An 18,283-nucleotide genomic window follows, 5' to 3' on the forward strand; every position below is an offset into this window, starting at 1 on the left:
CTGAGTCAGGGGAGCGGAGAAGCGATCGTGAGCGAGAGCACCACGTGGTCGGGAATGCAGTTCGGCATCTTCACGGTGAGCGACATCACCCAGGACCCGACCGACGGCACCACGCCCAGTGAGGCGGAGAGGATCCGGGCGACGCTCGAGATCGCCAAGCACGCCGAGGAGGTGGGCCTGGACGTCTTCGCCCTCGGCGAGCACCACAACCCGCCGTTCTGGTCCTCGTCACCCACCACGACGCTCGCGTACATCGCCGCGCAGACCGAGCGCCTCATCCTGTCGACCGCGACGACGCTCATCACCACGAACGACCCGGTGAAGATCGCCGAGGACTACGCGATGCTGCAGCACGTGTCGGGCGGACGCACCGACCTCATGATCGGACGCGGCAACACCGGCCCGGTGTACCCGTGGTTCGGCAAGGACATCCGACAGGGGCTGCCGCTCGCGATCGAGAACTACAACCTGCTGCACCGCCTGTGGCGTGAGGACGTTGTCGACTGGGAGGGCCAGTTCCGCACGCCCCTGCAGGGCTTCACGTCGACCCCCCGTCCGCTCGACGGCGTGGCCCCGTTCGTCTGGCACGGCTCGATCCGCACGCCCGAGATCGCGGAGCAGGCCGCCTACTACGGCGACGGATTCTTCGCCAACAACATCTTCTGGCCCAAGGAGCACTACCAGCGCCTGATCGCGCTGTACCGCCAGCGCTACGCGCACTACGGTCACGGCACGCCCGAGCAGGCGATCGTCGGCCTCGGCGGCCAGGTGTTCATGGCCGCGAAGTCGCAGGACGCGGTGACGCAGTTCCGCCCGTACTTCGACAACGCGCCCGTCTACGGCCACGGCCCGTCGCTCGAGGACTTCAGCGAGATGACGCCCCTCACCGTGGGCTCGCCCCAGCAGGTGATCGACCGCTACGCCGCCATGCGCGAGACGTACGGCGACTACCAGCGCCAGCTCTTCCTCATGGACCACGCCGGCCTGCCGCTGAAGACGGTGCTCGAGCAGCTCGACATCCTGGGCGGCGAGGTCGTCCCCGTGCTGCGCAAGGAGCTGCAGAAGAACCGCGCGCCGGAGGTCCCGGATGCCCCGACCCACGCCAACCTCGTGGCCGCGGCCTACGGCGACCAGGCGCCGCGCCAGGCGGTGCCCGGAGCGAACCGCGGTGACAACCTCGTGGGAACCAGCCCGTACCAGGACAGCCCGGCGCCCGCGGGCGCCGCATTCGGCCTCGGCCGGAAGGAGGCGTGACATGACCGCTCGCCGCATCGCCGTGATCTCGGCAGGTCTGTCGAACCCGTCCTCGACCCGCATGCTCGCCGACCGGCTGGCCGCCGCGACGGCGAAGCAGCTCTCCGAGCGCGGCATCGAGATCGAGGTCGACGTGTTCGAGCTGCGCGACTATGCGCACGACATCACGAACAACCTCCTGACGGGGTTCGCGCCGCCCGCCCTCGAGTCGGTCATCAACGCGGTCGTCTCGGCCGACGCGGTCATCGCGGTCACGCCGATCTTCTCCACGAGCTACTCGGGGCTGTTCAAGTCGTTCATCGACGTGCTCGACCCCGATGCCCTCACCGGCAAGCCCGTGCTGATCGGCGCGAACGCGGGCACCGCCCGCCACTCGCTCGCGATCGACTACGCGATCCGGCCGCTGTTCACGTACCTGCACGCCGAGCCGGTCTCGACGGGCGTCTTCGCGGCATCGAGCGACTGGGGCGCGTCGGCCGATAACATCGCGCCCCTCGGCGAGCGGATCGACCGCGGCGCGCGCGAGCTCGCCGACGCGATCGCCCGGCGCGAGCCGGCGACGGACTCCGATCCGTTCGACCCCGACAACTATCTCGGTGAGGGCCGCTCGTTCGGCCACCTGCTCGGCGGCCTCGCGGGGGAGTAGCCCCGCGAACCCTCAGCCGAGATAGACGTCCTCCGGTGCGCGGAGGGGGCGCCATGCGTCCTCTCCGCGCACCGTGGTGTCGCGGGGCCCGACAGGTGGCATGACGTCGGCGTCGACGAGCTCTCCGAGATCGACGGCGGACAGGGTCTCGATGTCGGCGATCGGGACCTGGAAGGTGCGGAAGGCGCCCAGGGAGGGTACCGCGAGAGCTCCCTGGGTCACGTCGATGAGCTCCGACTGGTCGAGCACGAAGCCGGCCGCCGCAAGGCGCGGCGAGGACCCTCCGTCCTCCGTCGCCCACGCGGCGACCTTGAAGAAGCGGCGCGGGATGCGGATGCCTCGATACGGCGGGTCGTCGTCGGCGAGGACCGGGGCAGTGAAGACGCTGAGCCGTTCGTCGGTCGTGTCGGCGAACCGCAGTACATGGTCCTCGAGCCCGAGCCACAGCTCCTTCGACTGGTTGAAGCCGCTGGCCTGCGGCGCCGCGTTGGGATAGACGAAGGTCGCCTCTGTCGCCTCCCGCGCCTGTGCGACCGTGCCCCAACCGGGATCCCTGCGGCGCACCAGATGCCCGCGGTCCAGGTCGTTCGATGCGTAGACGGCCGGGCCTGCCTGTTCCGCCGCGGGCGCCCGGGAGTCGAGCTCCCATTCGCCCGTGCGCGGCAGATCGTGCAGCGAGGAGCCGTCGATGTTCACCGCCGTCACCACCGCGAGGCGCCGCTGCGGCTCGAGCAGGATCGTGAAGCGCGGGTAAGTCAGAAGGCGCACCTCCCGCGCCGCGGAAGGCCGCGGGAGGGGGAGGGGGGTGCCGAGGAAGCGCTCATCGTATGCGTCAAAGGTCTCGTCTGCCACGGGTCCATCCTGGCGGGTCACGCCGACAGTCGCCGGGCGGGAGCTCGCCCACGGCGCGCGTGCCCCGGAGCCGGCGCGCCAGCACCGCATCGATGCCGACGCCGATGCCGACGGCCACGACGATCGACACGACGACGGCGACCACCGGACCGCCGGGCAGCAGCGCCGCCACGGCCGCACCGATGAGCGCCTGGTACAGCGCCCACAGGGACGCCGCCAGCGCATCGACGGCGAGATACCGCACCGCGCCGATCCGGGTCGCCCCCGCAGCGAGGTTGACCGCGAGGCGGGCGAACGGGATGAAGCGCGCGGTGAACAGCACGAGCGCCGTCCGCTGCTCGAGGCGCGCCTGCGCCCACGTCAGCGCGGCACGCACGCGCGGTGCCTGCATCCAGCGCCACCGGTCGAGTCCGATCGTGCGCCCGACCAGATAGCAGGCGGCGTCACCGGCGATCGCGGCGACGGTGGCGACGGCGATGACCGCGCCCAGCGGCGGCTCGCCGCCCGACACCGAGAGGGCACCGAACGCCGTCACCGCCGCCTCGCCCGGGATCACCACGAGGAAGGCGTCGCCCAGCACAAGCGCGAACAGCACGACGAGCGCCCACGGACTTCGCGCGACCTCGGTCAGCAGCTCCTCGACCACGTCTCCTTGGTAGTCCGGCGCGGTGAACGGCGACGGAACGGGGCACGTCCGGTGGCCTGCCGAGGTGCATCGGGTGAACACTTCCGTGCATCCGCCGGTTCGCGGCATGCGCCGCTCTCCGCGCCGTCACCCTGGAGGCGTGAGAGTCGCACTGCTCGCCGAATCGTTCCTGCCCCACATGAACGGGGTGACGGGGTCGGTGCTCCACGTCCTGCGTCATCTCGCCGCCGAAGGCCACGAGACCCTCGTCATCGCGCCGCGCGCCGGCGAGATCACCACCGATCTCCACGGCGCGCGCACCGAGCTGCTGCGGTCGACGCCGCTGCCGTCGTACCCCGAGGTGCGCATCGTCTTCGCGCGGGCCGCGCGCCTGACGGCGATCCTCCGCCAGTTCCGGCCCGACGTCGTGCACCTGGCGTCGCCGTTCGTGCTGGGCTGGCAAGGCCTCGCCGCCGCCGACGCGCTGCGCGTGCCGACGGTCGCGGTGTATCAGACCGACGTCGTCGCGTACGCCGAGAAGTACGGGATGCCGCAGGCCGCGGCGCTCGTCGGACGCCACGTCGCGCGTCTGCACCGGCGCGCCACCCTCACGCTGGCTCCGTCGACGGCGTCTCTGCAGCAGCTCGAGGCCCTCGGCGTCGACAGGCTGCGTCGATGGGGACGCGGCGTCGACACCGCCCGCTTCGGCCCGGAGCGGCGGAGCGAGGCATGGCGAACGCGCGTCGCCCCCGCCAGCACGATCGTGGGCTATGTCGGCCGCCTCGCCCCCGAGAAGCAGGTCGAGGACCTCGCCGCCCTCGCCGGCATCGACGGCACGCGCCTGGTGATCGTCGGCGACGGCCCGGCGCGCCCCGCGCTCGAGCGGGCGCTGCCCGGAGCGGCGTTCACCGGTCACCTCGCCGGCAGCGCGCTCGCCGAGGCGCTCGCGAGCTTCGACGTGTTCGTGCACCCGGGTGAGAGCGAGACGTTCGGCCAGACGATCCAGGAGGCGCTCGCCAGCGGCGTGCCGGTGGTGGCGACGGGCGTCGGCGGGCCCGTCGACCTGGTGCGATCGAGCGTCGACGGCTGGCTCTACCGCCCCGGCGATCTGCGCGACCTCCGCGCCCGCGTCGCCGACCTCACCGGCGACGCGGGCAAGCGCCGCGCTTTCGCAGCGGCTGCCCGCGATTCGGTGCGCGACCGTTCGTGGGATGCCGTGTGCCGCCAGCTCGTCGCCCACTACGAGGACGCACGTGTGCTGCGCCCCCTCGACGACGCGCAGCGCCGGCGTGCCGGCATCCGGCCCTCGTCGCCCTCTGGCGTGCCCGCGGGGCGGCCGCAATGGTCGCGGTACGTGGCGCTCGGCGACTCGCTCACCGAGGGACTCTGCGACACATCCCGGATGCCGGCGGGGCAGTACCGCGGCTGGGCGGATCGTCTGGCGCAGCTGCTCGCGCACGAGGCGACCGGCGCGGCGCCGTTCCACTACGCGAATCTGGCGGTGCGCAGTCGCCGGGTGCGCGACCTCACGACCGAGCAGCTTCCGCAGGCGCTGTCGCTGCGCCCGGACCTCGTGTCGATCCTGATGGGTGCCAACGATCTCGTCGGCCGGCGTGTCGACATCGCCCGGCTCGCGGCGGAGCTCGAGGCGTCCGTCCGCACGCTGCGGGATGCCGGCATCGACGTCCTCCTCGTCACGCCGTTCCTTCCGCATCGACGTGCGGCGGTGATGTTCGAGCGCAGGTTCGCCGCATTCGCCTCCGAGCTCCGGCGGATCGCCGCGGGCACCGGCGCCCTGCTGCTCGACCTCGACGCGATCCCCGCCATCGGAGACCTCGACCTCTGGGCATCCGACCGGGTGCACCTGCGCTCGCGAGGACACCGGTTCCTGGCCTATCGCGCGGCCGAGACCCTCGGTGTCCGCGACGCCGAGGCCCTCGGCGGACTCGACGCCGCGCTGCACGCCGACGACGACCCCATTGCCCAGGGCACGTGGCTGAGCCGCGACGTCCTGCCCTGGGCATGGCGCCGCCTGAGGGGACGCACGGCAGGCGACGGCGTCGCGCCGAAGCACAGCGGGTACGTCGTCATCCGCGGGGGCGGCGAGGTGCGTTCCCGCAGCCGGACCACGTGACGGCCCTCGCTGCAGCGTCAGCGCCGGCACCGCTCCGGCGTCAGGCGCCGTCGCGCCAGGCGTACTCCGACTCGGGCCGGCCCGGGGTGCCGTAGCGCGGCGAACGGCTCACGCGGCCGGCCTCGACCAGGTGCTCGAGGTAGCGGCGTGCGGCGACGCGCGACATCCCGAGCCGCGCGGCGGACTCCCCGGCCGACACCGGTCCGTGCTCCCGCACATCGGCCGTCACCCTCGCGAGGGTGTCTCCTGCCAGTCCCTTGGGGAGGGCCACCGGCAGCGCGGGACGGAACGCGCCGAGCAGTGCGTCGATCTCCGACTGCGTCGGCGAGCCCGCCGCGTCCGCCGCCCGCCGGCGATACTCGCGGTACTGCTCGAGGCGCTCGCGGAAGATCCCGAACGTGAACGGCTTGACCAGGTACTGCGAGACCCCCAGGCTGACCATCTGGCGCACCACCTCGGCGTCGCGGACGCCGGTGACCGCGATGACGTCGACATCGGACGCCCGCGCGCGGATCTGTCGCAGGACGTCGAGTCCGGTGCCGTCGGGCATCGTGATGTCCAGAAGCACGAGATCGATGTCCGCAGCCCGACCGAGGATGGCGGCGACGGCCGCCCGGGCGCCCGCGCACTCCGCAGTTACGCGGAACCCGTCGAGCCGCTCGACGTAGGTGCGATGCAGCTCGAGCGTCAGCGCGTCGTCGTCGACGAGCAGCACCCCGATCACGGCTGCCTCGCGGGGAGCACGGCCGTGAACGTCGTCGGAGCCGAGTCGACCGAGATGCTCCCGCCCGCGTCCTCGACGATCGACCGCACGAGAGCCAGGCCGACGCCGCGCCCGTCCGCGCCCGCCGGCTTGGTCGAGAACCCGTGCTCGAACACCCGCTCGCGCAGATCGTCCGGGATGCCGGACCCGCTGTCGGCCACCACGATCCGGAGCGCGCCGGGCGCGGCCGGCTCGAAGGCGATGCGCACCCAGCGCGGCGGCTCACCCGAGGCCGCGGCATCCAGCGCGTTGTCGATGAGGTTGCCGACCACCGAGACGGCGTCCACGGGCGAGAGCACGCTGCGCGGGGCCGCGGGGTCGATCTCGGCGCTCCACTCGACACCGTGCTCGCGTGCCTGCGCCGCCTTGCCCAGCAGCAGCGCGCCCACCGTCGGGTCGCCGTCGCGGCGCGCGGCGACCTGGTCGACCAGCGCCTGACTCTGGCGCGACGTCTCGGTGAGGATCTCGATCGCCTCCCGTGTGCGGCCGAGCTCGAGCAGCGACACGGCGGTGTGCATGCGGTTGCCGTGCTCGTGCGTCTGCGCCCGCAGCGCCTCGCCCAGGGTGCGCATCGACTCGTACGACGCGACGGCGTCGCGGATGCTGCCGGCCGGCAGGTCTCCCGCCAGCCGGCGTGTGGTGCGCCGGGCGAGGAGAGCGCCCGCGAGGCCGGCCACGAGCACCGCGAGCACGATCACGATGACGAACGGAAGCCGGGGGAGGAGGTCGGACGCGATGCTGCCCACGGTCCGGCCCACCGACACCCAGCCGACGACGACGCCGCCGGCTTCGATCGGCACGATGGTCCGCACCGACGGACCGAGCGTGCCCGCGAACTCCTCGGTCAGCGGCACGGGCTCCGTCGGGATCGTTCCGAGATACGCGCGTCCGATCTCGGCCGGATCGCGGTGGGTGACACGGATGCCGTCGGGCGTCATGATCGTGACGAAGTCCACGCCCGCGCCGGCCATGATGCCCTCGGCGAACGGCTGCAGGACGCCCGTCGCATCGTCAGCGGCGAGAGCGTCCGCCACGGACGGGGCGACGGCGATCGACGTCGCGACCCCGCGCGTCACCTCTTCAGCCTCCGCCCGCGCGGAGCGCTGGGCATCGAGGACGAGGAGCACCGCGAGCAGTGCGACGAGGACGACGACGGCGGCCGCCACGGCGACGAAGACCAGCGATGCCGCGCTGACACGGCGAGCGTCTGCGCGCATGCGACCTCCTCGTGGCTGTGCTCGCTCCATCCTCTCCCGCCGGCGTCCATCGCGGGCCCGCGATTCCGCGACCAATACGACCACAACTCACCGCTCGGACCGGTGGCGCGCACGCTGGGCACAACGACGGACCCGCACCCGGTTCCGGCGGCTCGGACAACGACTGTTCACACAGGAGGCGATGATGGCTCTTTCGACCCGGACGACTTCGTTCACCCTTCCCGGCTTCAACTGGCGCCGTGGCAAGCAGGCATGGGACAAGCACACGTGGCTCTACGTCGCGGTGATCGCCGCGGTGGTGCTGGGCGCGGCGGTCGGCCTTCTCTGGCCCGAGGTGGGACAGGCGATGCGCCCCCTCGGCGTCGCCTTCGTCAGCCTCATCAAGATGATGATCGCGCCGATCATCTTCTGCACGATCGTCGTGGGCGTCGGTTCGATCGCCAAGGCGGCGACAGTGGGCAAGATCGGGGGACTCGCGCTCCTCTACTTCATGGTGATGTCCACGTTCGCGCTCGCGATCGGCCTCGTCGTCGGCAACGTCCTGCATCCCGGCGAGGGCCTCAACATGGCGAACGCGACCTACGAGGCCACCGCCGAGGCCAAGACGACGGAGCAGTTCCTCCTCGGCATCATCCCCACGACCTTCTTCTCCGCGTTCACGGGCGAGAGCGTGCTCCAGGTGCTGTTCATCGCACTGCTCGTCGGCTTCGCGCTGCAGCAGATGGGCGCCAAGGGGCAGCCGATCATGAACGCGGTGAAGCACCTGCAGGCACTGGTGTTCCGCATCCTGGGCATGATCCTGTGGCTGGCGCCGATCGGCGCGTTCGGGGCGATCGCCGCGGTCGTCGGCGACACCGGCATCGCCGCGATCTGGAGCCTCGGCCTGCTCATGGTCGCGTTCTACATCACGTGCATCGTGTTCATCGTCGGGATCCTCGGCACGCTGCTGTACGCGGTGACCCGCGTGAGCATCTTCAGCCTCATCAAGTACCTCGCCCGCGAGTACCTCCTCATCGTGGGGACATCGTCTTCGGAGTCGGCGCTGCCGCGCCTGATCGCGAAGATGGAGCACCTGGGCGTGTCCAAGCCCGTCGTCGGCATCACCGTGCCCACCGGGTACTCGTTCAACCTCGACGGCACGGCGATCTACCTCACGATGGCGTCCCTGTTCATCGCGAGCGGCATGGGTGCGCCGATGTCGATCGGCGAGCAGATCGGCCTGCTGGTGTTCATGATCATCGCGTCGAAGGGCGCCGCCGGCGTCACCGGTGCCGGTCTCGCGACCCTGGCCGGGGGACTGCAGGCCTACCGCCCCGACCTCGTCAACGGCGTCGGCGTCATCGTCGGCATCGACCGCTTCATGTCGGAGGGCCGGGCGCTCACGAACTTCACCGGCAACGCGGTCGCGACGGTGCTGATCGGCTCGTGGACGAAGGAGTTCGACGCCTCGCGCGCCCGGCGGGTGCTCGCCGGCGAGCTGCCGTTCGACGAGACCACGCTGTCGGGCAGCGACCACGACGGGATGTCGGAGTCGCCGGATGCGGTGGGCGTCCAGGGCCTCGAGGAGGCCGCCGTCGTGGAGGCGGAGGCCAAGGAGCAGCGCGCACGGGACCGTGCCGCGCAGCTCACCCGCTGACCTGCACAGCTCCGCGTCCCCGTGCCACGGCATGGGGGCGCGGAGCTCTGCGTCGGCAGGGTCGGCAGCCCTGTGCCGGGTGCGACCGGTTCACACCGCCGGGCGACGCCGAAGGCGCTTGAGGATGTCGCCGTGGTGGATGGTGCGGCGTGACAGCACGGCAGCGGCGAAGAAGCAGAGGGCGCCGATCGCCGTGCCGAGGTTCGTCCACCTCAGGCTGACGAGATCGCCGGTGGCGGGCACCACATAGGCCGCAACGGCCGAGACGGCGAACGCGATCGACCCGAGCATGCCGAGGCCCGTGCCGTGCCAGGTACGGGCGTCTCGATCCCACAGGCGCTCCCGTCCCCGGGTGGCCTCGATCGCCAGGAAGCTCGACACCAGGAACGCGACCGATCCCCAGGCGTCGGGGCGCCATCCCACGCCGACCGCATCGGGGCGGGCGATCGCAGCGAGCAGCGCGACCAGCGTCGAGGCGTTGAACAGGAGCGTCCCGGCGAACTGGATGGCGGCTGACCACCAGTCCGCCCGGTCGGGCCGGTTGGTGTGCTCCCTCGGCGGACGCCGTCCGCTGAGCAGCAGCTGGATCAGCGCCGCCACGGTGAAGAACACGGAGCCGACGAAGAACGTGACGTTCGTCCAGACCGGGCCCGCCCAGTCCGCATACAACGGCAGCGCTCCTGCGAAGAAGCACAGGGAGCCGATCGCGAAGCCCCACGCCTCCCGGCGCAGCCGACGCACCCTGTCGGGCGGGACGCCCGCGGCGTCATCGGCCACGGCTGCGGCGTCCTCCTGATGCAGGGAGCCGCCGTCGCTCACGCGTCAGGATCGATCTCGCCGGACTCGACGGCCGACTCGCGCTCTTCCAGATCGAGCTCGTCGACCTGCTTCTCGACCGATTCCATCGGGTCGAGGGTCGCCGGTGGCAGCTCGAACTCGGCGTCGTCGTCGATCGGCACATCGCGCTCGTCGTCGGGGTTCCGCTCACGGAAGTCGCTCATGCCGGCCTTCGATCGTCAGCCGCTCTTGCGGCGGAACTCGCGCTTGGTCACAGCCCCGTGGGTTCCGTGGACGGCCGAGTCGCCATCGAGGTGGGACTCTCCTTCGCGGTGCTGCGCGTTCTTCTTGTCAAGTGCTTCCTTGAACTTGCGCTTCATCTCATCGGATGCCGCGCCCGCCGGCTTCTCGTCGGTGCTCATGACCCCCACCCTACGCACGCCCGGCGACGATGTCATTCGGTGTTTCCCGGCGGCCCCGCCGACGGTGAGGCCGGGGCGGGCACCACTGATAGGATCGGACAGGCTGCCCTCGGGCATCCGCTCAATTCAATATGAGCTCACGGAGCAGGCCGGCAGCTAGCTGGTCCCCTGTGGTGGTCTCCTCGTCGCGCCGGCGCCGGGTGGATTTCTACTGGTGGCCAGTGCTGGCGCGAATCGCGGCGATCGCCGCGCGCCGAGATCTGCCTGTTCCTGCTCCTTCGCACAAGCTCGTGCGCGAAACGCGCGTGCGAGCCTAAACAAAGAAGGAGAGACCTCTTGGAAGGTCCTGAAATCACCGCCGCGGAAGCCGTTCTCGACAACGGCCGCTTCGGCACCCGTACCGTCCGATTCGAGACCGGACGACTCGCGCAGCAGGCGCAGGGCGCGGTCGCCGCGTACCTCGACGAGGAGACGATGCTCCTCTCGGCCACGAGCGCGAGCAAGCAGCCCCGCGAGGGCTTCGACTTCTTCCCGCTGACCGTCGACGTCGAAGAGCGCTCGTACGCCGCGGGCAAGATCCCCGGTTCGTTCTTCCGTCGCGAGGGTCGCCCCTCGACCGAGGCGATCCTGGTGTGCCGCCTCATCGACCGCCCGCTGCGTCCGTCGTTCGTCGACGGTCTCCGCAACGAGGTGCAGATCGTCGTGACCGTGCTCTCGATCGCGCCGGGCGAGTTCTACGACGCGCTCGCGATCAACGCGGCCTCGCTGTCGACCCAGATCTCGGGTCTGCCGTTCTCGGGCCCGATCGCCGGTGTGCGCCTCGCGCTCGTCCCCGGCCACGGCGAGAACGCCGACCAGTGGATCGCGTTCCCGACCGTGACGCAGCTCGAGGACGCCGTCTTCGACCTCATCGTCGCCGGCCGTGTCATCACCGATGCCGATGGCAACGAGGACGTCGCGATCATGATGGTCGAGGCCGAAGCCACCGAGGGTTCGTGGAACCTCATCAAGGGCGGCGCCACCAAGCCCAACGAGCAGGTCGTGGCCGAGGGTCTCGAGGCCTCGAAGCCCTTCATCAAGCAGCTCGTCGCCGCGCAGAACGTCGTCGCCAACACGGCTGCCAAGGAGATCAAGGAATTCCCGGTCTTCCTGCCCTACAGCCAGGAGACGTACGACTTCGTCGCAGGTCGCGCCTATGACCGTCTCGTGCCGATCTACCAGATCGCCGAGAAGCAGGAGCGTCAGAACGCGGACGACGCGCTCAAGGACGAGGTCAGGGCTCAGCTGCTCGCCGCCGTCGAGGCCGGGGAGCTCCCCGCCGTCGCGACGCTCGAGTTCTCGGCCGCCTACAAGTCAGTGACCAAGAAGATCGTCCGTGGTCGCATCCTCGCAGAGGGCGTCCGCATGGACGGCCGCGGCCTGGCCGACATCCGTCCGCTCGACGCCGAGGTGCAGGTCATCCCGCGCGTCCACGGCTCGGCGATCTTCCAGCGCGGCGAGACCCAGATCCTGGGTGTCACCACGCTGAACATGCTCAAGATGGAGCAGCAGATCGACTCGCTGTCGCCCGTCACGCACAAGCGCTACATGCACCACTACAACTTCCCGCCCTACTCGACCGGTGAGACCGGCCGTGTCGGTTCGCCGAAGCGTCGCGAGATCGGGCACGGCTTCCTCGCCGAGCGCGCGCTCGTGCCGGTGCTGCCCAGCCGCGAGGAGTTCCCGTACGCGATCCGCCAGGTGTCCGAGGCTCTCGGCTCCAACGGCTCGACGTCGATGGGCTCGGTCTGCGCGTCCACGCTGTCGCTGCTGAACGCGGGTGTGCCGCTGCGCGCCCCCGTCGCCGGCATCGCGATGGGTCTCGTGTCGGACGAGGTCGACGGACAGACGCGCTATGCCGCGCTGACCGACATCCTCGGCGCCGAGGACGCCCTCGGCGACATGGACTTCAAGGTCGCCGGCACCAGCGAGTTCGTCACCGCGATCCAGCTCGACACGAAGCTCGACGGCATCCCGTCGTCGGTGCTCACCGCCGCGCTGCAGCAGGCCCGCGAGGCCCGCCTGACGATCCTCGGCGTGCTCAACGCCGCGATCGACGGTCCGGACGAGATGGCGCCCACCGCGCCGCGCGTCATCAGCGTGCAGATCCCGGTCGACAAGATCGGCGAGCTGATCGGCCCGAAGGGCAAGACGATCAACGCGATCCAGGACGAGACCGGCGCGCAGATCTCCATCGAGGAGGACGGCACCGTCTACATCGGCGCGACCGACGGCCCGTCGGCCGAGGCCGCCCGCGCCCAGGTCAACGCGATCGCCAACCCCACCAACCCGGAGGTCGGCGAGCAGTTCCTCGGAACGGTCGTGAAGATCGCGACGTTCGGCGCGTTCATCTCGCTCCTGCCCGGCAAGGACGGCCTGCTGCACGTCAGCGAGGTCCGCAAGCTCGCCGGCGGCAAGCGCGTGGAGAACGTCGAGGACGTGCTCAACGTCGGTCAGAAGCTCCTCGTGAAGATCACGAAGATCGACGACCGCGGCAAGCTCTCGCTCGAGCCGGTGCTCGAAGAGGCGGCCGACCAGGAGGGTCGCGCTGCGGCCAGCGAGGGCCCGGAGGGTCCCGCCGAAGGCTGAATGACAGCCCTGCAGGGCTGTCGCGCCCGCTGAACGCGTTCAGCGGACGTGAAAGCCGCAGTTTCACGGATGCCCGTCCCTCGTTCGAGAGGCGGGCATCCGTCGTCCGGTAGGCAGATCGCTCAATCTGTCCCCCGAAAGGGGGACAGATCCGCAAGGAACGGCGGTTCGTGATGAAAGCGTTATGTAATGTTTATCGACAGTTCGTCTCAGTGACCGGAGTACTGTCCGGACTGTCCTAGCCTGTGAGTACGCGCCGGGGGGCGCGCGCACAGTGATCACGAAGCTCCGAGGGGCATCGTGAGGGGGTGGGACATGGCTTACTTCGGCGTTGACTCGACGCTCCCACCGGCGAGCCCGGATCCGGCCACCGCGGCTGCCGCGCCGGAGAGCGGCAGCGCACGTGGTCCTCACCCGTCCGCGCCGATCCCCGTCCAGGGTCCCGCGGTGGGCAGCAACGTCCGCGTCGCGCTCGGTGAGAGCGGCGCCGATGTCTTCCCGCTGATCCTCGGTGCCGCCGAATTCGGGTGGAACGTCGACCTCGAGTCGAGCCACGCGATCCTCGACGCCTACGTCGAGCTGGGCGGCAATGCCGTGCACACCGCCGACAGCTACTCCAGCGGCCGCAGCGAGCACATCATCGGCCAGTGGCTGCAGTCGCGCGGCCTGCGCGACGACATCGTGCTCGCGGTCCGCGTCGGCGGTCACGCCGACAACCCCGGGCTCGGGCCCGTCAACCTGGTCCGCGCCGTGGAGGCGTCGCTGACGCGGCTGCGGACCGACCGGATCGACGTGCTCTACCTCGATGCGACGACCGACCCCGGATCCTCGCTCGAAGACACGCTCGCGACGGCGGAGTGGCTCGTCGAGGCCGGCAAGGTCCGGGCGCTCGGTGCCATCGGCTACAGCGCCGCGCAGCTCGTCGAGGCGCGCATCTTCGCCTCGGCCGGATATCCGCGCATCACGGTGCTGGACGTCCCCTTCAATGTGCTGCGTCGCCACGAGTTCGACGCCGACCTGCGACTCGTCGCCGGTGCGCAGGGCATGGCAGTGACGCCGTCTCACGCTCTCGAGCACGGGTTCCTCGCGGGCCGGCAGCGCTCGAAGCTGCGAGGGGCGCTGTCGGTGCGCGGTGCGCAGCTGGCAGCGAACCTCAATCGTCGCGGCAGCCGCACGCTCCGTGCGCTCGACGCCGTCGGTGCCGAGCTCGGCGTGCCCGACGCCGCGGTCGCCATGGCGTGGCTGCTCGCGCAGAGGCTCGTCGTCGCCCCGATCGTGAACGCATACGCGCCGCAGCACGTCGAAGAGCTCGTGCAGGGCGTCGGCGTGCGGCTCAGCCGGGCCCAGCTGTCCGACATCGCGCGCGCCTCGGAGTAGGGCCGGACGCGCCCGGAGCCGCGGTCGGCGCGCCCCTCCACAGCCTCGTGGGCACCGTCGACGGGGTGTCGTAGTGTGGAGGAAGTGCCTTCCCCCAGGCATGTGACCCCCGACGGAGTGAGCTGCGTGACGCACTACATCTACCTCGTGCGGCACGGCGAACACCAGGATGCCGAGCACGGACTGCACGACGGGCCACTGTCCCCTCGGGGGCGTCGCCAGGCGGCATTGCTCGCGGATCGACTCTCGGGGGTGCCGTTCGACGCGGTGTGGCATTCGCCGCTCGAGCGGGCGAGCCAGACCGCGCGGGCCGTCGCCGAGCGCATGCCGTCGTTGTCGCCCGAGCCGTCGGCGCTGCTGTTCGACTGCGTGCCCACGGGCATGACCGAGGAGACGCCGGCGGCCTTCGAGCCGTTCTTCGGCTCGGTGACCGAGGCCGAGGTCGAGGCCGGACGCGCCCAGATGTCCGACGCGACGAGCGAGTTCCTCGCCCGCAAGCGCGGCGAGGTGCACGAGCTGCTCATCACGCACAACTTCGTGATCGCGTGGTTCGTGCGCGAGGTGCTGCAGGCGCCGGACTGGCGCTGGATGACACTGAACCAGGCGCACTGCGGACTGACCGTCATCGCGCAGAAGCAGGGCCGTCCGTGGACGCTCCTGTCGCACAACGACATGGCGCATCTGCCGGTCGAGCTGCGCACCGGCCTTCCCGAGGTCTACCCGGTCTGATCCGCCCTGTGGCTCAGAGCGCCTTGCCGTACCAGCGCGAGGCGTTGGGGTTGTCGTTGTAGGGCTCGATCGCCTCGAAGCCGGTGCGCGCGTAGAGGGCGCCGGCCGCCTCGAGGGAGTGGTGCGTGTCGAGCACGAGCTCTGCCGCGCCGAACTCGCGGGCTCGCCGCTCCAGATCCTCGACCAGCAGGCGGCCCCACCCGCGGCCACGCGTGGAGGGGCGGAGGTAGAGGTGCTTGAGCTCGTAGCGGGTGCCGAGCGGTCCGTCCGGGATGAGACGGATGCCGCCGCAGCCCTGTGCGACGCCCTCGTCGTCGTCGTCGAGCACGACGAAGACGCCTGCGGGCGGCACGAACGCGGCCGGGTCGGGGAAGGTCGTGCGATACGAGACGCCTTGGACCGCGAATCCTTCGGTGCGGATCTGGAAGTACTCGGCCAGCAGCGCGTGAGCATCGGGTGCGTCGACGGGGGAGGAGCGCAGTTTCACCACCCCTCCAGGGTAGGCGTCCGCGCGGGCGCGGCCGGCCGGGAGTGGCCTCCGGCCGCCGCCTAGGATGGATCCATGACGACACGCGTGGCCATCGTGGGCGGCACCGGGAAGCTCGGCGCGATCATCCGCGACGCGGTCGACGCCGAGCCGGGTTTCGAGGTCGCCGGCGTCCTCTCTTCGCGGTCCGAGCTGTCAGAGCTCGACGGTGCCGATCTGGTGGTCGACGCGTCGACGCCGGCGGTGTCGATCGACGTCGTGCGTGCGGCGATCGAGCGCGGCATCAACGTGCTCGTGGGCACCTCCGGCTGGTCCGCGGAGCGCATCGCGCTCGTGCGCCCGCTCGTCGAGGCGGCGGGCACCGGCGCCGTCTTCATCCCCAACTTCTCGATCGGCTCGGTGCTGGGCTCCGCCCTCGCGGCGGCCGCGGCGCCCTTCTTTCCCTCGATCGAGATCGTCGAGGCGCATCGCGAGACCAAGATCGACTCGCCGAGCGGCACCGCGGTGCGCACCGCGGAGCTCATCGCGTCCGCCCGTCAGACGGTGGGCCCGGTCGAGTCGCCCCACGTCGACCAGCGCGCGCGCGGACAGCAGGTCGCGAGCGTCCCGATCCACTCGCTGCGTCGCCCCGGAGTCGTCGCCCGCCAGGAGACGATCCTCTCGGGAGCCGGAGAGTCCCTCACGATCGTCCACGACACCGTGGAGCCCGCGCAGGCGTACGGTCCTGGCATCCGTCTCGCCCTCACGGCCGCACGCGACGCGACCGGAGTCATCGTCGGACTCGACAGCCTGATCGACATCGGCATCGGCGGCCGCGTGGCGCCCGCCGATGCGCGACCCGTCGACGAGGGTGGAGTGCCCGGCCAGGTCGCCCGCGCGACCGGCGTATGAGCGCTCGCATCGGCGTCGTCGTCATGGCGGCGCTGCTCGCGCTGTACATCGTGCTCGTCGGGCAGCGTGCGTGGCTGCTGGTCGCGAGCGGCGATCCGATCGGCGTCGCGATGGGCATCGCGCTCGTCGTCCTCCCGGTCATCGCGGCCTGGGCGCTCGGCCGCGAGCTGTGGTTCGGCGTCCGGGCACAGCAGCTGGGTCGACGGTTGGAGGCCGAGGGCGGCCTGCCCTCCGACGAGGTGACGGTGCGTCCGAGCGGCCGCGTCCTGCGCGACGACGGGGATGCCGTGTTCCCCGCGTACCGGGCGGAGGCCGAGGCACATCCCGACGACTGGCGGGCCTGGTACCGGCTCGGCCTGGCCTATGACGCCGCCGGCGACCGGCGGCGTGCGCGTGAGGCGGTGCGCACCGCGATCCGCCTCGAGACCGCCGACCGCGCCCGCTGATCCCGGCTGCCGGCCGATCGCACCGAGCCGGCGCGCGGGATCAGGATGCGGCGGGTACGGCGGCCGCGACCGCGTCCTCGACGGTCGGGTGCGAGAACTCGAAGCCCGACTGCAGGAGCGCGGCAGGCACGACGTGCGCGTCGGAGGTGAGGAGCGCCTCAGTGGCGTCGGGGCCGAGCACGAGTCTCATGCCCCACACCGGCGCGCGCAGCAGGAATGGGCGGTTCATCCGCATGGCGAGGGCGAACCCGAGATCGTTGGCCGTGGCGCGGGTGGGGCCGGCGAGGTTCACCGGGCCGGTGAGCCGGGCGTCGATGACGTGGCGGAGGGCGCGCACCTCGTCGTCGAGCGAGATCCACGGCCACACCTGTGAGCCCCGCCCGATGGGTCCGGCGACGCCGAGCCGCGTGAGGAGCAGCAGCGGATTCAGCACACCGCGCGGATGCACGATCGGCGCCGTGCGGACGACCGTCACCGCGGCGGCGTCGCCGGCGCCGAAGGCCGCGGACTCCCACTCGCCGCAGAGGTCCGCGAGGAACGAGTCGCCGCGGGGCGCGTCCTCGGAGAGCCGCGCGCACGGCCGGGAGCCGTAGTAGCCGACGGCCGATCCCGACACGAAGTGGGGGGCATCCGGCCCGAGTTCCCGCACCGCGCGGGCGAGGGCACGGGTCGGCGCGATCCGCGACCACAGCAGCGTGTTCTTGTAGGTGCCGGTCCAGGGGAACCGGCCGATGCTCGCGCCGTTCAGGCCCACGACGGCGTCGGCGCCAGCGAGCACCTCGGGATCGAGCGGCTCCGCCGTCGTCAGCCATTCGACCTCGTCGGCGGCCTCGGCCGGCCGGCGCACGAGTGTCGTCACGGTGAAGCCGTCGGCGCGGAGGCTCTCGACGAGCGCCTCGCCGATGAGCCCCGACGCGCCGGCGACGACGATCCGCCGACCGCCGCCGGTAGGCGGACGGTCTTCAGGCAAGCGTCGCCTCGAGGGTGATCTCGATCCCGGCGAGCGCCTGCGACACGGGGCATCCGCTCTTCGCGCTCTGCGCGATGCGCTCGAAGTCCTCGGGCTCCAGGCCCGGCACGACGGCGTTGACGTTGAGGTGGCTGCCGGTGATGCCGGTGCCCGGCTTGAAGGTCACCGAGGCGGTGGTGTCGATCGACTCCGGGGGAGTGCCGTTCTCGGCGAGCGCGAGCGAGAGCGCCATGCTGAAGCACGACGAGTGCGCCGCGGCGATGAGCTCCTCGGGGGTCGTGACCGAGGTCGAGCCTTCGCTGCGCGCCTTCCAGGTGACGGGGTAGGTGCCCAGGCCCGACGACACGAGGCTGACCTCCCCGGACCCGTCGAACAGTGCGCCCTTCCAGGCGGTGGTGGCTTCGCTGGTGACGGTCATGTGGGGCCTCC

Annotated in this window: 19 protein-coding genes; 9 read left to right on the forward strand and 10 right to left on the reverse strand. The window is 71.3% G+C overall.

The window, feature by feature from the left end; genetic code table 11:
- The first annotated feature begins 54 nt into the window (after nucleotides 1–54).
- Together VIP82_RS14440 and VIP82_RS14445 are read left to right on the forward strand one after the other, a co-directional pair.
- A complete protein-coding gene (locus VIP82_RS14440) occupies nucleotides 55–1,254 on the forward strand; it encodes an LLM class flavin-dependent oxidoreductase (RefSeq protein ID WP_331909927.1) in 1,200 nt (399 codons plus the stop codon).
- 1 nt (nucleotide 1,255) lies between these two features.
- Nucleotides 1,256–1,900, forward strand: coding sequence for an FMN reductase (locus tag VIP82_RS14445; protein WP_331909794.1), 645 nt, complete (start codon nucleotides 1,256–1,258; stop codon nucleotides 1,898–1,900).
- Nucleotides 1,901–1,912: 12 nt separating this feature from the next.
- On the opposite strand, the gene VIP82_RS14450 is transcribed toward VIP82_RS14445, so the two are convergent.
- Together VIP82_RS14450 and VIP82_RS14455 are read right to left on the reverse strand one after the other, a co-directional pair.
- Nucleotides 1,913–2,752: a DNA/RNA non-specific endonuclease gene (locus VIP82_RS14450; protein WP_331909796.1), complete on the reverse strand. Its 840-nt coding sequence runs from the start codon at nucleotides 2,750–2,752 to the stop codon at nucleotides 1,913–1,915.
- Nucleotides 2,733–3,398, reverse strand: a complete 666-nt coding sequence (locus tag VIP82_RS14455) for a DedA family protein (protein ID WP_331909798.1) — start codon at nucleotides 3,396–3,398, stop codon at nucleotides 2,733–2,735. Before VIP82_RS14455 ends, VIP82_RS14450 begins: the two co-directional genes overlap by 20 nt.
- 139 nt (nucleotides 3,399–3,537) lie before the next feature.
- On the opposite strand from VIP82_RS14455, the gene VIP82_RS14460 reads away from it, so the two are divergent.
- On the forward strand, nucleotides 3,538–5,511 hold the full coding sequence (locus tag VIP82_RS14460; protein WP_331909800.1) for a glycosyltransferase: 1,974 nt from the start codon (nucleotides 3,538–3,540) through the stop codon (nucleotides 5,509–5,511).
- Nucleotides 5,512–5,551: 40 nt separating this feature from the next.
- Here the strand turns inward: VIP82_RS14460 and VIP82_RS14465 are convergent, their stop codons facing one another.
- A complete protein-coding gene (locus tag VIP82_RS14465) occupies nucleotides 5,552–6,235 on the reverse strand; it encodes a response regulator (RefSeq protein ID WP_331909802.1) in 684 nt (227 codons plus the stop codon).
- Complete coding sequence (locus VIP82_RS14470) at nucleotides 6,232–7,491, reverse strand: sensor histidine kinase (protein ID WP_331909804.1); 1,260 nt, start codon at nucleotides 7,489–7,491, stop codon at nucleotides 6,232–6,234. Before VIP82_RS14470 ends, VIP82_RS14465 begins: the two co-directional genes overlap by 4 nt.
- A gap of 184 nt (nucleotides 7,492–7,675) precedes the next feature.
- On the opposite strand from VIP82_RS14470, the gene VIP82_RS14475 reads away from it, so the two are divergent.
- Complete coding sequence (locus VIP82_RS14475; RefSeq protein WP_331909806.1) at nucleotides 7,676–9,127, forward strand: cation:dicarboxylate symporter family transporter; 1,452 nt, start codon at nucleotides 7,676–7,678, stop codon at nucleotides 9,125–9,127.
- Nucleotides 9,128–9,217: 90 nt separating this feature from the next.
- Here the strand turns inward: VIP82_RS14475 and VIP82_RS14480 are convergent, their stop codons facing one another.
- Genes VIP82_RS14480 through VIP82_RS14490 form a run of 3 tightly spaced genes read right to left on the reverse strand, consistent with a single transcriptional unit; the run spans nucleotide 9,218 to nucleotide 10,326 of the window.
- Nucleotides 9,218–9,946, reverse strand: a complete 729-nt coding sequence (locus VIP82_RS14480; RefSeq protein WP_331909808.1) for a YrhK family protein — start codon at nucleotides 9,944–9,946, stop codon at nucleotides 9,218–9,220.
- Nucleotides 9,943–10,128, reverse strand: coding sequence for a hypothetical protein (locus tag VIP82_RS14485; RefSeq protein WP_331909810.1), 186 nt, complete (start codon nucleotides 10,126–10,128; stop codon nucleotides 9,943–9,945). The genes VIP82_RS14480 and VIP82_RS14485 overlap by 4 nt, the downstream gene beginning before the upstream one ends.
- 15 nt (nucleotides 10,129–10,143) lie before the next feature.
- Nucleotides 10,144–10,326 (reverse strand): DUF5302 domain-containing protein, encoded by a 183-nt coding sequence (locus VIP82_RS14490; protein WP_308869768.1) that lies wholly within the window; start codon nucleotides 10,324–10,326, stop codon nucleotides 10,144–10,146.
- Nucleotides 10,327–10,662: 336 nt separating this feature from the next.
- Here VIP82_RS14490 and VIP82_RS14495 point away from each other — a divergent pair, with 336 nt between their 5' ends.
- From VIP82_RS14495 to VIP82_RS14505, 3 genes are all read left to right on the forward strand, one after another.
- Nucleotides 10,663–12,954, forward strand: coding sequence for a polyribonucleotide nucleotidyltransferase (locus VIP82_RS14495; RefSeq protein WP_331909812.1), 2,292 nt, complete (start codon nucleotides 10,663–10,665; stop codon nucleotides 12,952–12,954).
- A gap of 315 nt (nucleotides 12,955–13,269) precedes the next feature.
- Nucleotides 13,270–14,331: an aldo/keto reductase gene (locus VIP82_RS14500; protein WP_414684681.1), complete on the forward strand. Its 1,062-nt coding sequence runs from the start codon at nucleotides 13,270–13,272 to the stop codon at nucleotides 14,329–14,331.
- Between the two features lie 126 nt (nucleotides 14,332–14,457).
- A complete protein-coding gene (locus VIP82_RS14505) occupies nucleotides 14,458–15,060 on the forward strand; it encodes a histidine phosphatase family protein (protein ID WP_308869840.1) in 603 nt (200 codons plus the stop codon).
- A gap of 13 nt (nucleotides 15,061–15,073) precedes the next feature.
- Here VIP82_RS14505 and VIP82_RS14510 read toward each other — a convergent pair whose 3' ends face one another.
- Nucleotides 15,074–15,550 (reverse strand): GNAT family N-acetyltransferase, encoded by a 477-nt coding sequence (locus tag VIP82_RS14510; protein ID WP_331909816.1) that lies wholly within the window; start codon nucleotides 15,548–15,550, stop codon nucleotides 15,074–15,076.
- A gap of 72 nt (nucleotides 15,551–15,622) precedes the next feature.
- On the opposite strand from VIP82_RS14510, the gene dapB reads away from it, so the two are divergent.
- Together dapB and VIP82_RS14520 are read left to right on the forward strand one after the other, a co-directional pair.
- Nucleotides 15,623–16,438 (forward strand): 4-hydroxy-tetrahydrodipicolinate reductase, encoded by an 816-nt coding sequence (dapB, locus tag VIP82_RS14515; protein ID WP_331909818.1) that lies wholly within the window; start codon nucleotides 15,623–15,625, stop codon nucleotides 16,436–16,438.
- On the forward strand, nucleotides 16,435–16,884 hold the full coding sequence (locus VIP82_RS14520; RefSeq protein WP_331909820.1) for a tetratricopeptide repeat protein: 450 nt from the start codon (nucleotides 16,435–16,437) through the stop codon (nucleotides 16,882–16,884). Before dapB ends, VIP82_RS14520 begins: the two co-directional genes overlap by 4 nt.
- Nucleotides 16,885–16,924: 40 nt before the next feature.
- Here the strand turns inward: VIP82_RS14520 and VIP82_RS14525 are convergent, their stop codons facing one another.
- Nucleotides 16,925–17,854 carry a TIGR01777 family oxidoreductase gene (locus VIP82_RS14525; RefSeq protein WP_331909822.1) on the reverse strand — a complete coding sequence of 310 codons (930 nt, stop codon included), beginning with the start codon at nucleotides 17,852–17,854 and terminating at the stop codon, nucleotides 16,925–16,927.
- A complete protein-coding gene (locus VIP82_RS14530) occupies nucleotides 17,847–18,272 on the reverse strand; it encodes an OsmC family protein (protein ID WP_331909824.1) in 426 nt (141 codons plus the stop codon). The genes VIP82_RS14525 and VIP82_RS14530 overlap by 8 nt, the downstream gene beginning before the upstream one ends.
- Nucleotides 18,273–18,283 lie beyond the last annotated feature (11 nt).

It is taken from the genome of Microbacterium sp. (genome assembly GCF_036566905.1).
Taxonomy (GTDB): domain Bacteria; phylum Actinomycetota; class Actinomycetes; order Actinomycetales; family Microbacteriaceae; genus Microbacterium.